General features: G+C 72.5%; 13 protein-coding genes and 1 riboswitch. Of the genes, 4 read left to right on the forward strand and 9 right to left on the reverse strand.

From position 1 onward, the window contains the following. Window positions 1–11: 11 nt before the first annotated feature. The 8 genes from ACZ50K_RS32550 to ribD all read right to left on the reverse strand — a co-directional run bounded on the left by ACZ50K_RS32550 (window position 12) and on the right by ribD (window position 5898). Window positions 12–497 carry a PH domain-containing protein gene (locus ACZ50K_RS32550; RefSeq protein ID WP_468909842.1) on the reverse strand — a complete coding sequence of 162 codons (486 nt, stop codon included), beginning with the start codon at window positions 495–497 and terminating at the stop codon, window positions 12–14. Then, the gene (gene hisG / locus ACZ50K_RS32555) at window positions 497–1345 is read right to left on the reverse strand and encodes an ATP phosphoribosyltransferase (RefSeq protein ID WP_468909844.1); all 849 of its coding nucleotides are present in this window, start codon (window positions 1343–1345) and stop codon (window positions 497–499) included. The genes ACZ50K_RS32550 and hisG overlap by 1 nt, the downstream gene beginning before the upstream one ends. 66 nt (window positions 1346–1411) lie before the next feature. Continuing rightward, window positions 1412–1690 (reverse strand): phosphoribosyl-ATP diphosphatase, encoded by a 279-nt coding sequence (locus tag ACZ50K_RS32560; RefSeq protein WP_468909847.1) that lies wholly within the window; start codon window positions 1688–1690, stop codon window positions 1412–1414. 33 nt (window positions 1691–1723) lie between these two features. Further along, the gene (ribH, locus tag ACZ50K_RS32565) at window positions 1724–2209 is read right to left on the reverse strand and encodes a 6,7-dimethyl-8-ribityllumazine synthase (RefSeq protein ID WP_468909850.1); all 486 of its coding nucleotides are present in this window, start codon (window positions 2207–2209) and stop codon (window positions 1724–1726) included. 45 nt (window positions 2210–2254) lie between these two features. Then, window positions 2255–3523, reverse strand: coding sequence for a bifunctional 3,4-dihydroxy-2-butanone-4-phosphate synthase/GTP cyclohydrolase II (locus tag ACZ50K_RS32570; protein WP_468909852.1), 1269 nt, complete (start codon window positions 3521–3523; stop codon window positions 2255–2257). Then, window positions 3520–4173 (reverse strand): nicotinamide mononucleotide transporter family protein, encoded by a 654-nt coding sequence (locus ACZ50K_RS32575; protein WP_468909854.1) that lies wholly within the window; start codon window positions 4171–4173, stop codon window positions 3520–3522. Before ACZ50K_RS32575 ends, ACZ50K_RS32570 begins: the two co-directional genes overlap by 4 nt. Continuing rightward, complete coding sequence (locus ACZ50K_RS32580) at window positions 4170–4784, reverse strand: riboflavin synthase (protein ID WP_468909856.1); 615 nt, start codon at window positions 4782–4784, stop codon at window positions 4170–4172. Before ACZ50K_RS32580 ends, ACZ50K_RS32575 begins: the two co-directional genes overlap by 4 nt. A gap of 1 nt (window position 4785) precedes the next feature. Then, entirely contained in the window at window positions 4786–5898 is a 1113-nt protein-coding gene (ribD, locus tag ACZ50K_RS32585; RefSeq protein WP_468909929.1) for a bifunctional diaminohydroxyphosphoribosylaminopyrimidine deaminase/5-amino-6-(5-phosphoribosylamino)uracil reductase RibD, read from the reverse strand. A gap of 207 nt (window positions 5899–6105) precedes the next feature. Then, window positions 6106–6236: riboswitch (FMN riboswitch) on the reverse strand. Between the two features lie 387 nt (window positions 6237–6623). Between ribD and ACZ50K_RS32590 the strand changes: the two genes are divergently transcribed. Together ACZ50K_RS32590 and ACZ50K_RS32595 are read left to right on the forward strand one after the other, a co-directional pair. Beyond that, window positions 6624–8999 carry a chitinase C-terminal domain-containing protein gene (locus tag ACZ50K_RS32590; protein WP_468909858.1) on the forward strand — a complete coding sequence of 792 codons (2376 nt, stop codon included), beginning with the start codon at window positions 6624–6626 and terminating at the stop codon, window positions 8997–8999. Between the two features lie 199 nt (window positions 9000–9198). Beyond that, window positions 9199–9945, forward strand: coding sequence for an SDR family oxidoreductase (locus ACZ50K_RS32595; RefSeq protein ID WP_468909861.1), 747 nt, complete (start codon window positions 9199–9201; stop codon window positions 9943–9945). 147 nt (window positions 9946–10092) lie between these two features. Here the strand turns inward: ACZ50K_RS32595 and ACZ50K_RS32600 are convergent, their stop codons facing one another. After that, window positions 10093–11310 (reverse strand): ROK family transcriptional regulator, encoded by a 1218-nt coding sequence (locus tag ACZ50K_RS32600; RefSeq protein ID WP_468909864.1) that lies wholly within the window; start codon window positions 11308–11310, stop codon window positions 10093–10095. 53 nt (window positions 11311–11363) lie between these two features. On the opposite strand from ACZ50K_RS32600, the gene ACZ50K_RS32605 reads away from it, so the two are divergent. Together ACZ50K_RS32605 and ACZ50K_RS32610 are read left to right on the forward strand one after the other, a co-directional pair. Next, window positions 11364–12584 (forward strand): MFS transporter, encoded by a 1221-nt coding sequence (locus tag ACZ50K_RS32605; RefSeq protein ID WP_468909867.1) that lies wholly within the window; start codon window positions 11364–11366, stop codon window positions 12582–12584. Window positions 12585–12690: 106 nt separating this feature from the next. Further along, window positions 12691–14091, forward strand: coding sequence for a uracil-xanthine permease family protein (locus ACZ50K_RS32610; protein ID WP_468909869.1), 1401 nt, complete (start codon window positions 12691–12693; stop codon window positions 14089–14091). Window positions 14092–14177 lie beyond the last annotated feature (86 nt).

The following is a 14177-nucleotide window of genomic DNA, read 5'->3' on the forward strand; positions in this document are numbered from 1 at the left end:
GCAACGGGGGCTCAGCCTTCGCCGGGTCCGGTGCCGCGGGTCTCGGCCAGGGCGCGCAGGGCCCGGGCGTCGGCGACGGCCTGGCTGCGGGCCACTCCGGGCTGGATGCCGAGGGCGGGCAGGCTGGTGCCGTCGCTGAGGTCGAGGAACACCCAGGGGTCGCCGGGGCGGAGGTTGACGCGGAGGATCTCCGCCCAGGCCAGCCGCCGGGTGGTGGTGAGGTTGACGACGGTGACCCCGGCTTCGTCGGCGACCACCTTGGGGCGGGAGAGCAGCACCAGGACGGAGCTGAGCAGGGCCGCGACGAAGATGAAGCTGATGCGTTCGCCGGTGGTGAGGCGTTCGAGTATCAGGGCGACGGCCGTGATGGTGGCGAACATGGCGGCGCCGACGCCGAGCAGCACGATCCGGGTGCGGATCGGCCGGAAGGTGACGGGCAGGGCCGGGGTCTGGGCGGGGAGGGGGGTGGCCGGCGCGGCCGGCTGGTCGGCGGCCATCAGAGGCGGCAGGCGTGGATCGAGGTGGTGAGGATGGCGCGGGCGCCGAGCTCGTACAGATCGTCCATGATCCGCTGGGCCTCCTTGGCGGGGACCATGGCGCGGACCGCGACCCAGCCCTCGTTGTGCAGCGGGGAGATGGTCGGGGACTCCAGGCCGGGGGTGAGGGCGACGGCCCGCTCCAGGTGCTCGGCGCGGCAGTCGTAGTCCATCATCACGTAGCTGCGGGCGACCAGGACGCCCTGGAGGCGGCGCAGGAACTGCTGGATCTTGGGTTCCTCGGTGCCGGCCCCGGTGCGGCGGATCACGGTGGCCTCGGACTTCAGGATGGGGTCCCCGATCACCTCCAGACCGGCGTTGCGCAGGCTGGTGCCGGTCTCGACCACGTCGGCGATGATCTGGGCGACGCCCAGTTCGATCGCGGTCTCCACGGCGCCGTCGAGGTGCACGATGGCGGCGGAGATGCCCTGGTCGGCGAGGTGCTTGGCGACGATGCCCTCGTAGGAGGTGGCGATCGTCATGCCGCCGAAGTCCTCGGGGCCCTTGGCGGTGCCGGGCTTGGTGGCGTACCGGAAGGTGGAGCGGCCGAAGTTCAGCGGCAGGATCTCCTCGGCGTCCGCGCCGGAGTCCAGCAGCAGGTCGCGGCCGGTGATGCCGATGTCCAGCTTGCCGGAGGCCACGTAGATCGCGATGTCCTTGGGGCGCAGGTAGAAGAACTCGACCTCGTTGTCGGGGTCGACCGTGACGAGTTCCTTGGACTCCTTGCGCTGCCGGTAGCCGGCCTCATGGAGCATCGCCGACGCAGGCCCGGAGAGTGAACCCTTGTTGGGGACGGCGATGCGCAGCATGGGGCGGTTCCTTCGGTCTCTGTTCGCGGACGTGCTGAAGACGGGGCGGTCGGTCGGTCGGTCGGCTCAGAGGTGCTTGTAGACCTCGTCGAGGGAGATCCCGCGCGCGACCATCATCACCTGGACGTGGTACAGCAGCTGCGAGATCTCCTCGGCGGCGGCTTCCTTGCCCTCGTACTCGGCGGCCATCCAGACTTCGGCGGCCTCCTCGACGACCTTCTTGCCGATGGCATGGACACCCTTGCCGACCAGTTCCGCGGTGCGGGAGGTCGCGGGGTCGCCGTCGGCCTTGGCCTGGAGCTCGGTGAAGAGCTCTTCGAAGCTCTTGGAGGGTGTGTTCGCCATGATGTCCTCAGAATACGGGGTTGCCCCGCGCCGTCAGCGCCAGGGTTCGCTCACCGTCCGCAGGGTCATGGCGGTGGAGACGGCGGCGGTGACCGCTTCGTGCCCCTTGTCCTCGTTCGACCCTTCGAGTCCGGCGCGGTCCAGCGCCTGCTCGTCGTTGTCGCAGGTCAGTACGCCGAAGCCGACGGGGACTCCGGTCTCGACGGACACCTGCACCAGGCCCTGGGTGACGCCCTGGCACACGTATTCGAAATGCGGGGTGCCGCCGCGGATGACCACTCCGAGGGCGACGATGGCATCGTAGCCGCGACCGGCGAGTACCTTCGCCACCACCGGCAGCTCGAAGCTGCCGGGGACCCGCAGCAGGGTGGGCTCGTCGATGCCGAGCTCGTGGAGGGCGCGCAGGGCACCGTCCACGAGTCCGTCCATCACCTTTTCGTGCCACTGGGCCGCGATGACCGCGACCCGGAGGTCGCCGCAGTTCTTCACGCTCAGTTCGGGTGCGCCCTTGCCGCTCACAGCTCTCCTCGTGCGTTTCGTTCGTCTCGTTGCTGGTTCTGGGTGTTACTGGTTGCCGCAGGTGGAGGTGGACAGCGCCGCCTCCAGCCAGGGCAGGTCATGGCCCATCCGGTCCCGCTTGGTGCGCAGGTACCGCAGGTTGTGCTCGCCCGCCTCGACGGGCATCGGCTCCCGGCCGGCGACGACGATGCCGTGCCGGACCAGGGCGGCCGCCTTCTCGGGGTTGTTGGTGAGCAGCCGGACGCTGCGGGTGCCGAGGTCGGCGAGGATCTGGGCGCCGGCTCCGTAGTCGCGGGCGTCGGCGGGCAGCCCGAGCTCCAGGTTGGCGTCCAGGGTGTCGCGGCCGCGCTCCTGGAGTTCGTACGCCCGGAGCTTGGACAGCAGTCCGATGCCGCGGCCCTCGTGGCCGCGCAGGTAGACCACCACTCCGCGGCCGGCTTCCCGGATGCGTTCCATGGAGGCGTGCAGCTGGGGGCCGCAGTCGCAGCGCAGGGAGTGGAAGATGTCGCCGGTGAGGCATTCGGAGTGCATCCGGACGAGGACGTCCTCGCCGTCGCCGAGGTCCCCGTGGACCAGGGCGATGTGCTCGACGCCGTCCACCGTGGAGCGGTAGCCGTAGGCGGTGAACTCGCCGAAGGCGGTCGGCAGCCGGACCTCTGCCTCGCGGCGCACGGTCGGCTCGGCGGACCGGCGGTAGGCGATCAGGTCCTCGATGGAGATGATCGTCAGGCCGTGCTTGCGGGCGAACGGGATGAGCTCGGGCAGCCGCAGCATCACCCCGTCCTCGCCGGCGATCTCCACGATGGCGCCGGCCGGGCGCAGTCCGGCCAGCCGGGCCAGGTCCACGGCGGCCTCGGTGTGGCCGTTACGGGTGAGGACCCCGCCGGCCTTGGCGCGCAGCGGGAAGACATGGCCTGGTCGGACGAAGTCGGAGGCCTCGGAGCGGCCGTCGGCGAGCAGCCGGAGGGTGGTGGCCCGGTCGGCGGCGGAGATGCCGGTGCTGACCCCGTGGGCGGCGGTGGCGTCCACGGAGACGGTGAAGGCGGTCTTCATCGACTCGGTGTTGTGGTCGACCATCTGCGGGAGCTCCAGCCGCTCCAGCTCCTCGCTCTCCATCGGGGCGCAGATCAGTCCGCGGCACTCGCTCATCATGAACGCGATGATCTCGGGGGTGGCCTTCTCGGCGGCGATGACGAGGTCTCCCTCGTTCTCGCGGTCCTCGTCGTCCACGACCACGACGGGGCGCCCCGCGGCGATGTCCCGGATGGCCTGTTCGACGGGGTCGAGGGCGAAGAACGCGTCGTCGGTGGTCATGCCGTTGCTCCTTCGAGTGCCGGGACGGATGAGGTGCGGGAGCGCAGCCACCAGTCGCGCAGGCCCCACAGGACGAGCGCGCCGTAGATGACGTAGACGAAGCCGGAGAAGGCGTAGCCGTTGGCGAAGTTCAGGGGGACGCCGACCAGGTCGACCAGCAGCCAGGCGAACCAGAACTCGACCAGGCCCCGGGACTGGGCGTACATGGCGACGACGGTGCCGACGAAGATGTAGGCGTCCGGCCAGGGGTCCCAGGACAGCGAGGGGAAGGCGGTGAAGAGGAGGGCGACGGCGACGGTGCCGGCGGCGGCCGCTCCGGCCATCAGCCCGCGCTCGGTCCAGGAGGCGAAGCGGACGGCGAGCCGGCCGTCCTGGGCCTGCTGCCGGCCGCGGTTCCACTGCCAGAAGCCCCAGGCGGCGACGAGCATGACCACGACCTGCTTGCCGGCGCTGCCGGCGAGGTGGCCGGCCGCGAAGGCGGCGAAGAGGATGGCGCCGGAGAGGAACTGGGCGGGCCAGGTCCATATGGAGCGCCGCCAGCCGAGGGCGAGGGCCGCCAGTCCGATGGTGTTGCCGATCATGTCGGACCACTTGATGTGCTGGTCGAAGGCGGTGAAGGCCTCCGAGTTCAGCCAGTCGAGGGCGCTCATCGGCCGGTCTCCGGGGTGCCCGCCCTGTCGCCGAGGAGGCGCTCCACGTACTTGGCGAGGACGTCGACCTCCAGGTTGACGGGGTCGCCGGCGGTCTTGATGCCGAGGGTGGTCAGCGCCAGGGTGGTGGGGATCAGGCTGATGGTGAACCAGTCGGCGGCGGCCTCGACCACGGTGAGGCTGACCCCGTCGACGGTGATGGAGCCCTTCTCGACCACGTAGCGGGAGAGCTCGGCGGGCAGCGCCACCTTGACGATCTCCCAGTGCTCGGACGGGGTGCGGGAGAGGATCTCGCCGGTGCCGTCCACATGGCCCTGGACCAGGTGGCCGCCGAGCCGGCCGCCGAGGGCCATCGGGCGTTCCAGGTTGACCCGGGAGCCGGGGGCGAGGCGGCCGAGGCTGGAGCGGTCGAGGGTCTCGCGCATCACGTCGGCGGTGAACTCCCCGTCCTCGGTGTCGACCACGGTCAGGCAGACCCCGTTGACCGCGATGGAGTCCCCGTGCTTGGCGCCCTCGGTGACGAGGGGGCCGCGCAGGCGGAAGCGGGAGGCGTCCGTCAGCCGCTCGACGGCGGTGACCTCGCCCAGTTCTTCGACGATTCCGGTGAACACTTCAGTGCTCCTTGACGGTGGTGGCGGTCGTGTTGGTGGCGGTGCTGGTGCCGGGTACGGCGGTGATGCGGAGATCGGGGCCGACGCGGACGGCCTCGGTGATGTCGAGGCGGAGCGCGTCGGTGATGGTGGCGATGCCGGCGTCGGCGAGGGCGGCCGGTCCGGCGCCGAGCAGGGCGGGGGCCAGATAGCCGACCACCCGGTCGACGGCCCCGGCGGCGACGAAGGCGCCGGCCAGGGTGGGGCCGCCTTCGAGGAGGACGGAGCGGATGCCGCGGGCGTGGAGCTCGTCGAGCAGGGCCGTGACGGAGAGCCCGCGGCCGTCCCGGGGGAGGCGGACCAGGTCCACGCCCGCGAGGTGGCGGACGGCGGCCTCGTCGAGGTCCTCGGCGACGGCGACCAGGGTGGGGGCGGCCCCGTCGAGGACGCGGGCGGTGGGGCGGATCGTGGCCCGGGTGTCCAGGACCACCCGGAGCGGCTGCCCGGTGGCGGCGGTGCGGCCGTCCGGGCCGCGGACGGCGAGGTGCGGGTCGTCGGCGCGCAGGGTGCCGGAGCCGACCAGGACGGCGTCGGCCTCCGCGCGCAGCCGGTGGACGTCGGCGCGGGACTCGGCGGAGCTGATCCAGCGGCTGCTGCCGTCGGCGGCGGCGATCCGCCCGTCGAGGGTGGCGGCGTACTTCCACAGGACGTACGGGCGGCCCAGCCGGACGGCGGTGAGCCAGGCGGTGTTGCCGGCCGCGGCCTCGGCCTCCAGCAGCCCGCCGGTGGTCTCCACGCCGGCCGCGCGCAGGGTGGCCGCTCCCCCGCTGGCCTGCGGGTTCGGGTCGGCGACGGCGTAGACCACCCGGCTGACGCCGGCGTCGATCAGGGCCTGGGCGCAGGGGCCGGTGCGGCCGGTGTGGTTGCAGGGTTCGAGGGTGACGTAGGCAATGGCGCCGCGGGCGGCGGCTCCGGCCGCCCGCAGGGCGCCGATCTCGGCGTGCGGGCCGCCGGCCCGCTCGTGCCAGCCCTCGCCGACGACCGTGCCGGCGGCGTCGGTGAGGACGCAGCCGACGACGGGGTTGGGGCTGGTGGTGCCGAGTCCGCGTGCCGCGAGGGTGATGGCGCGCCGCATGGCGGTGCCGTCCCGCTCCGCGGGCGTCCGGGCGTCGGATGTCGCCACCGGGTCCTCCTGCCTCCATCGGGCACGGACTCCGGGGCCTGTCGGGAAACGACAGATGAAGCGGACGCGGTCACGGGGGACGCCGGGGTCGGAAAGAGGGTTCGCCCTTGTGTGGAACAGGGTCGAACCGCCGACGGCGGCGTACCGGTGACTGGCCCGCCGCGCACTGCCTCCCATCCGGACTTTCACCGTCGGTCCAGGAATTTCACCTGGTCAACCGGCCGCTGGCTGCGGACGGGTCGCGGACTATAACCGCCGGTTCGGAATTACACCGACCCCGGAGTGCGCTGCTTCTACTGGTACACGGCCCAGTGTGCCACGGGTGATCCTCGGCCATGCGAGTGAGTCGATGTGGCCTGGATCACACCCTACCGATTCTGGACTCCTTCTCGCGCGGACGCCACGAGGACTCTCACCCGGGTGCCGCTACGTCGAGTACCGGCCATTCGATGTTCGGATATCGGCCACCGCGGACCGCTCCGGGCGCCCTCCACCTCGGCTCTTTTCCGACTCTTGGCACTTTGGTCCAGACCTATTGACGGGCTGGTCTAGTCCTCTTAATGTCTCCTTCACATTCCCAGGGAGACAGCCCGTCAGATGTGCGCACGTCCCGGGCCGATTCGCTTAAGCCATGAGCACCTTGTGTCCTGCACCACCTCCCCTCCCCAGGAGGCACGATGCTGTCCCCCACACGCGCCAGAGCGATGCTGCTGGCCTCCGGCGCCGCAATCGCCGGACTGCTGATCGGCGGTCTCTCGGCCGGCGTCTCGCACGCCGCCGACAACGAGTCCTGTCGACCGGACGGGCTCTACAAGACCCCCAATGTGGACGTCCCCTACTGCTCGGTCTACGACACCGAGGGCCGCGAGAAGATGGGCGCCGACCACCAGCGCCGCGTCATCGGCTACTTCACCAACTGGCGCACCGGCAAGAACGGCCAGCCCGCCTACCTGGTGAACAACATCCCGTGGGGCAAGGTCACCCACCTGAACTACGCCTTCGCCCACGTCGACGGCAACAACAAGCTCTCCGTGGGCGCGGACGGCCCCAACAACGCCTCCACCGGGATGACCTGGCCGGGCGTGCCGGGCGCCGAGATGGACCCGCAGTTCCCCTACCAGGGCCACTTCAACCTGCTGAGCAAGTACAAGAAGCAGTACCCGAACGTGAAGACCCTGGTGTCGGTCGGCGGCTGGGCCGAGACCGGCGGCTACTTCGCCGACAACGGCACCCGCGTCAACTCCGGCGGCTTCTACACGATGGCCACCAACGCGGACGGCTCGGTCAACCAGGCCGGCATCAACACCTTCGCCGACTCCGCCGTCGCCTTCGTCAAGAAGTACGGGTTCAACGGCGTCGACATCGACTACGAGTACGCGACCAGCATGAAGGACGCGGGCAACCCGCTGGACTTCCAGATCTCCAACGCCCGCCGCGGCGGCCTGGTCAAGGGCTACGACGCCCTGATGAAGACCCTGCGCGAGAAGCTCGACACCGCGGGCGCCGCCGACGGCAAGCACTACCTGCTGACCGTGGCCGCCCCCTCCTCCGGGTACCTGCTGCGCGGTATGGAGACGTACCAGATGCAGAAGTACCTGGACTACGTCAACATCATGTCCTACGACCTGCACGGCGCCTGGAACGAGTACGTCGGCCCGAACGCCTCGCTGTTCGACGACGGCAAGGACGCGGAGCTCGCCGCGGCCGGGGTCTACGGCAGCCAGCAGTACGGCGGCATCGGCTACCTCAACACCGACTGGGCGTACCACTACTTCCGCGGCTCCATGCCGGCCGGCCGCATCAACATCGGCCTGCCCTACTACACCCGCGGCTTCAAGAACGTCCAGGGCGGCACCGACGGCCTGTGGGGCAAGGCGTCCACCACCACCTGCCCGGCCGGCGCGGGACTGACCAAGTGCGGTGACGGCGCGGTCGGCATCGACAACCTGTGGCACGACAAGGACGACAACGGGGTCGAGTCCCCGGCGGGCTCCAACCCGATGTGGCACGCCAAGAACCTGGAGAAGGGCGTGGTCGGCGACTACGTCACCCAGTACGGCTTCCCGGCCAACACCACGCTCACCGGCACCTACGCCCGCAAGTACGACTCGGCCCTGGTCGCGCCGTGGCTGTGGAACGCGCAGAAGAAGGTCTTCCTCTCCACCGAGGACGAGCAGTCGGTGGCCGCCAAGGCCGACTACGTGGTCAACCGCGGCATCGGCGGCACCATGGTCTGGGAGCTCGCCGGCGACTACTCGTACAACGCGGCCAAGGGCCAGTACGAGATGGGCGACACCCTCACCGACGTGATGTACCAGAAGTTCAAGGCCGCCAGCCCCTACGGGGCCACCAAGGCGGGCGCCACCGCGCTGCCCACCCAGGCCGTGGACATCAAGACGGAGTTCACCGAGTTCAAGCTGGGCGACTCCAACTACCCGCTGACCCCCAAGGTCAAGATCACCAACAACACGAACACGGCGCTGCCCGGCGGCACCGAGTTCCAGTTCGACTACTCGACCTCGGCCCCCGGCAACGCCTCGGACCAGTCGGGCTTCAACACCAAGGTGATCAGCAGCGACCACACCGGGAACAACATCGGCGGCCTGAAGGGCAACTTCCACCGGGTCTCGCTGAAGCTCCCGGCCTGGCAGTCGCTGGCCCCCGGCGCCACCATCGACCTGGCGTTCAACTACTACCTGCCGGTGTCCACCCCCACCAACTGGACGGTGAACATCTCCGGCACCACCTACGCCCTGGCCGGTGACCTGGCCCGCGGCACCACGGTGGTCCAGCCGGGCGGCGGCACCCAGCCCCCGACCACCCCGCCGACCACTCCCCCCACCACCCCGCCGACGACCCCGCCGACCACGCCCCCGACGACCCCGCCGGGCGGCACCTGCACCAACCCGGCGTACGTCGCGGGCACGGTGTACAACGGCGGAACCGTCGTCTCGCACAAGGGCCGCAACTGGAAGGCCTCGTGGTGGACGCAGAACGAAGAGCCCGGCACCACCGGTGAATGGGGTGTCTGGAAGGACCAGGGAGCCTGCTGATCGCGGTGATCGGGTGACCTGACGGAGAGGGGCCCGGCAGCCTGAGCTGCCGGGCCCTTCGCCGTTCCCCGGATTCCGGGGAACGCGGGCGTCAGGGAATTCCGCCCGATGGATGTCACGAACCGGCGGGCCGCGCTGTCCCCTGGACGACGGCAGGCGCGCACCCGCGCGCACCGCGCCCACGGAAGGCAGGCACCCCATGAGCAGCATCCTCGTCACCGGCGGCACCGGAACCCTCGGCAAGCCGGTGGTGGACCGGCTGCGGGCCGCCGGCCACCGGGTCCGGGTACTGAGCCGGCACTCCCCCGAGCACCCGGTGGACCTCCGCACCGGCGCCGGACTGGACGAGGCCCTGGCCGGCGCCGAGGTGGTGGTGCACTGCGCGAGCAGCCCCCGGGGCGGGGACGACGAGGCGGCCGCCCGTCTGGTGGCGGCGGCCCGCCGGGCCGGGGTCGGACACCTGGTGTACATCTCGATCGTGGGGGTGGACGCCGTCCCGCTCCCCTACTACCGGGTCAAGCACCGGGTGGAGCGGATGATCGAGGAGTCGGGGCTGGGCTGGACCGTGCTGCGCACCACCCAGTTCCACGAGTTCGTCCTCGGCTACTTCACGGCCCTGGACAGGCTGCCGGTGCTGCCGGTGCCCGCCGGGGTGGCGGACCAGCCGGTCTCGGTCGAGGAGGTCGCCGACCGGCTGGCCGAGCTGGCGGTGGGCCCGCCGGCCGGCCGGGTGCCGGACATGGGCGGGCCCGAGGTGCTCGACATGGCCGAGGCCGCCCGCGCCTATCTGCGCAGCACCGGGCGGCGCCGGCCGGTGCTGGGGGTCCGGCTGCCGGGGAAGACCTTCGGCGCGTTCCGCCGGGGCGGACACCTGGCCCCGGCCCGCGCGGTGGGCCGGCAGACCTTCGGCGACTACCTCACCGCCCGGGCGGCCAAGGGCGCCTGACCGGCGGGCGGCCGCCCCGGGGGCCGGGCCGGGGTGCTCGTACGGGCCCGGTCCGGGGAGCGGGCCGCCCGGCGGCCGGATCCGCCAGGACCCGGCCAGGGCCCGCCGGGCCACCGCCCGGAGCAGGGGCCGAGCCTCTCGTACCGGTCAGGAGGGCCCGAACAGCACCTCCTGGGCCGCGTCCATGGCGGCCAGCCGGGCCCCGGCGAGGACCGCGCCCCCGCCGAGCCCTGTCGCGCGGACCTCGGTGGGCACCGGGCTGAGCCCGGCGGTCAGCTCCGCCACCCGGCGGGCCAGCGCGGCCCCGCCGGCCAGGCCGAGCTCCCCGCCGAGGATCACGCAGCCGGGGTCGAGCACGGCGGCCACCGCGGCCGCCCCGACCGCCAGCCGGCCGGCCAGCGCGTCGAGGAACTCCCCGGCCCGCCCGCCCGGCGCCCGTTCGTCCTCGGCCGCGGCGGCGGCCAGGGCCTGCGCAGCCGGGGCCCGGTAGCCGTGTCCGGCGGCGAGGTCGGTGACGGCGGCCGCGCCCGCCAGCGCGTGGAAGCCTCCCCCGCAGTCGGTGGCCGAGGGCAGCGCGCCGGTGCCGGGCACCGGCAGGAAGCCGATCTCCCCCGCTCCGCCGGAGGCGCCCCGGCGGAGCCGGCCGTCCAGGACCACGGCCGCGCCGACCCCGAGCCCCAGCCAGAGCAGGACGAAGGAGTCCAGGTCGCGGGCGGCGCCGAGGCGCTGTTCGGCGAGCGCCGCCAGATTGGTCTCGTTCTCCACCAGGACGCGGGCGGGCAGCTCCCGTTGCAGGAGGGCGACCAGGTCCCGGTGCCAGGCGGGCAGTCCGGTGGTGTCCCGCAGTTCCGCGGTGCCGGGGGCCACCAGTCCGGGGGCCCCGACCATCACGGTGTGCAGGGCCTCGGCGCCCGCCTCCCGGGTGGTGCGCCGCAGCACCTCCAGGGCCCGCCCGGGCGCGTCCACCGGGAGCGCCGCCTCGGCCAGGGTCCGGCCCAGCAGGTCGGTGACCACGGCGGTGGCGCTGTCGGTACGGACGTCCAGGGCGGCGAGGTGGGCGCGCCGGGCGACGATCCCGTACAGCTTGGCGTTGGGGCCGCGGCGCTGTTCGCCGGACTCCCCGACGACCTCGATCAGTCCGGCGGCGGCCAGCCGTTCGACCAGGTCGGCCACGGAGGGGCGGGAGAGTCCGGTCAGCCCCTTGAGCTGTGCCGCCGTCAGGGGGCCTTCCCGCTGGAGGAGTCCGAGGGCCAGCCGATCGTTGATGGCGCGTGCCGTGCTCGGCGAGGCCGGTGCCGATGCGGGTGCCGACGCGGGGGCCGGCGCGGTCGTCGGCGCGGTCGCCGGCGCGGGGGCGGGGGTCATTCGGCTATCGTAGCCCTTCTCTATCAGGAAGGGTTCCTGATAGTTTACCGGCCATGACGCATCCCGGGGAATCGGCCCCCACTCCGGCGCGACTGCGCCGCGCCCGCATCGCCATCGCCGTGGTCTTCTGCGTCCACGGCGCCGTCACCGGCAGCTTCGCCACCCGGATCCCCTGGATCCAGGAGAACGCGGGCCTGGGCTCCGGCACGCTGGGGCTCGCCCTGGCCTTCCCCGCCGTCGGCGCGGCCCTCGCCATGCCGCTGGCCGGCCGGATCAACCACCGGTTCGGGGCCCGGACCGCGCTGCGCGGACTGCTCGCCCTGTGGACCCTTGCGCTGATCCTGCCCAGCCTCGCCCCCGACCTGGTCGTGCTGTGCCTGGTGCTGCTGCTGTACGGGGCCACCGCCGGGATGTCGGACGTGGCGATGAACGCCCTCGGGGTGGAGACCGAGAACCGGCTCGGCCGCTCGATCATGTCCTCCCTGCACGGGATGTGGAGCGTGGGCGCCCTGCTGGGGTCGGCGGCCGGCACCGTGGCCGCGCACGCCGAGGTGGACGCCCGGGCCCACCACCTGGTCGTCGCGCTGGTGCTCACGGCGATCGGCCTGTTCGCCGTCGGCGGGGTGCTCGACCTGCGCAGCGGCCAGGACGAGGAGGCCCCGCCGCACTTCGCGCTGCCGCCCAGGTCGGCCCTGCTGATCGGGGCGATCGGCTTCGCCGCGGTGTTCGCGGAGGGGGCCAGCCTGGACTGGTCGGCGGTCTACCTGCGGGACGTCCTGGACACCGGGGCCGGGCTGGCCGCCGCCTCCACCACCGCCTTCGCGCTGACCATGGCCGCGGCCCGGCTGGCGGGCGACCGGGTGGTGGACCGCTTCGGTCCGGTGCGCACCGTACGGGCCGGCGGGGTGCTGGCCACGGCCGGCGGTCTGCTGGTGGTGCTGGTGCGGGAGCCGGCCGGGGCACTGGCCGGGTTCGGCCTGATCGGGCTGGGCATCGCGGTGGTGGTGCCGCTGGCCTTCGCGGCCGCCGGCCGCAGCGGCCCGGCGCCCGCCCAGGCCATCGCCGGGGTCGCGACGATCACCTACACCTCGGGCCTGGTCGCCCCCTCGGCGATCGGGGCGGTGGCCGACGCGACCTCGCTGGTGGTCTCGTTCGGTCTGGTCACCCTGCTGGCGTTCGCCCTGGTGGTGGCGGCCCCGGTGCTGCGACAGAAGGGGACCAATGGCGAGCCGGTCCCGGCCAATCGGGACGAAACAGCCGGATTCCGGCCGTAGCATGTTCTGGGCCCGCGCGGCCCGGCATGATCGTGGACCGGGGCACCCGTGGACCGGTGGACCTGTGGACCGGGCGCGGTACCCGGCTGGTGGAACGGAGTGACACATGGGCCTCGGCGTGCGCTGGACCCTGCACGGTGACGGGCGGACCCCCGCCCCCGGAGCGGTGGTGCGGCCGGACGAGCGGCTGTCCTGGCCGCGTACCGCGGGGCTCGGCGCCCAGCACGTGGTGGCGATGTTCGGGGCGAGTTTCGTCGCTCCGGTCCTGATGGGCCTGGACCCCAACCTGGCCATCATGATGTCCGGTATCGCCACGGTGATCTTCCTGCTGGCCACCCGCGGCCGGATCCCCTCCTACCTCGGCTGCTCCCTCTCCTTCGTCGGGGTGGCCGCCGCGATCCGGGCGGGCGGCGGGGACAGCGCCACCGTCACCGGCGCGGTGTTCGTGGTCGGCGGGGCGCTGTTCCTGGCCGGTCTGGCGGTCCAGCGGTTCGGTGCGCGGATCATCCACGCGGCCATGCCGCCGGTGGTCACCGGCGCGGTGGTGATGCTGATCGGCTTCAACCTGGCACCGGTCACCGCCTCCACCTACTGGCCGCAGGACCAGTGGACGGCCCTGCTGGTGATGGCCTTCACCGGGCTGGCCGTGGTCTGTCTGCGCGGGTTCTGGTCGCGGATCGCCATCTTCCTGGGACTGCTCTTCGGCTACGCGGTCTCCTTCCTCTTCGACCGGGTCTTCGGCAAGATCCACTCGACCATGGGCGGCCCGGAGGCCGTGGACCACTGGCGGCTGGACCTCTCCGGGGTCGGCAGGGCCGACTGGATCGGCCTGCCCTCCTTCCACGCGCCGTCCTTCGAGTGGTCGGCGATCCTGGTGGCGCTGCCGGTGGTGATCGCGCTGATCGCGGAGAACGCCGGGCATGTGAAGGCGGTCGGCGAGATGACCGGGGACTCCCTGGACGACAAGCTGGGCACCGCCATCGCGGCGGACGGCGCCGCCTCGATGCTGTCCACGGCGGTGGGCGGCCCGCCGAACACCACCTACTCGGAGAACATCGGCGTGATGGCCGCGACCCGGGTGTACTCCACGGCCGCCTACTGGGCCGCCGCCGGCTTCGCCCTGCTGTTCGGCCTCTGCCCGAAGTTCGGCGCGGTGGTCGCGGCGATCCCGGGCGGGGTCCTCGGCGGGATCACCGTCATCCTCTACGGCATGATCGGCCTGCTCGGCGCCCAGATCTGGATCAACGGCCGGGTGGACCTGCGCAATCCGCTGAACCTGGTGCCGGCCGCGGCGGGCATCATCATCGGGGTCGGCGGGGTCCAGCTCAAGATCACCGACAGTTTCGAACTGGGCGGGATCGCACTCGGCACCATCGTGGTGATCACCGGCTACCACGCGCTGCGCTACTTCGCCCCGGCCCACATGAAGGAGCAGCCGGAGCGGCCCCTGCTGGACTCGGGCACCTCCTCGTACGACGACGGGGACGCGCCGGAGCCGCGCGGCTGACCCCGCCGCACGGCCGGTTCGGGCCGGGATTCGCCCGAACCGGCGAAGCCCGCGGCCAAGTCCCCCCGCCGGGCCCCGCGGGCTGG

It is taken from the genome of Streptomyces sp. NPDC033845 (assembly GCF_055576225.1).

Coding starts and splice junctions, on each gene's coding strand:
- ACZ50K_RS32550 (WP_468909842.1), bottom strand. CDS start 497: ATGGCCGCCGACCAGCCGGCCGCGCCGGCCACCCCCCTCCCCGCCCAG.
- hisG (WP_468909844.1), bottom strand. CDS start 1,345: ATGCTGCGCATCGCCGTCCCCAACAAGGGTTCACTCTCCGGGCCTGCG.
- ACZ50K_RS32560 (WP_468909847.1), bottom strand. CDS start 1,690: ATGGCGAACACACCCTCCAAGAGCTTCGAAGAGCTCTTCACCGAGCTC.
- ACZ50K_RS32570 (WP_468909852.1), bottom strand. CDS start 3,523: ATGACCACCGACGACGCGTTCTTCGCCCTCGACCCCGTCGAACAGGCC.
- ACZ50K_RS32575 (WP_468909854.1), bottom strand. CDS start 4,173: ATGAGCGCCCTCGACTGGCTGAACTCGGAGGCCTTCACCGCCTTCGAC.
- ribD (WP_468909929.1), bottom strand. CDS start 5,898: ATGCGGCGCGCCATCACCCTCGCGGCACGCGGACTCGGCACCACCAGC.
- ACZ50K_RS32590 (WP_468909858.1), top strand. CDS start 6,624: ATGCTGTCCCCCACACGCGCCAGAGCGATGCTGCTGGCCTCCGGCGCC.
- ACZ50K_RS32595 (WP_468909861.1), top strand. CDS start 9,199: ATGAGCAGCATCCTCGTCACCGGCGGCACCGGAACCCTCGGCAAGCCG.
- ACZ50K_RS32600 (WP_468909864.1), bottom strand. CDS start 11,310: ATGACCCCCGCCCCCGCGCCGGCGACCGCGCCGACGACCGCGCCGGCC.
- ACZ50K_RS32605 (WP_468909867.1), top strand. CDS start 11,364: ATGACGCATCCCGGGGAATCGGCCCCCACTCCGGCGCGACTGCGCCGC.
- ACZ50K_RS32610 (WP_468909869.1), top strand. CDS start 12,691: ATGGGCCTCGGCGTGCGCTGGACCCTGCACGGTGACGGGCGGACCCCC.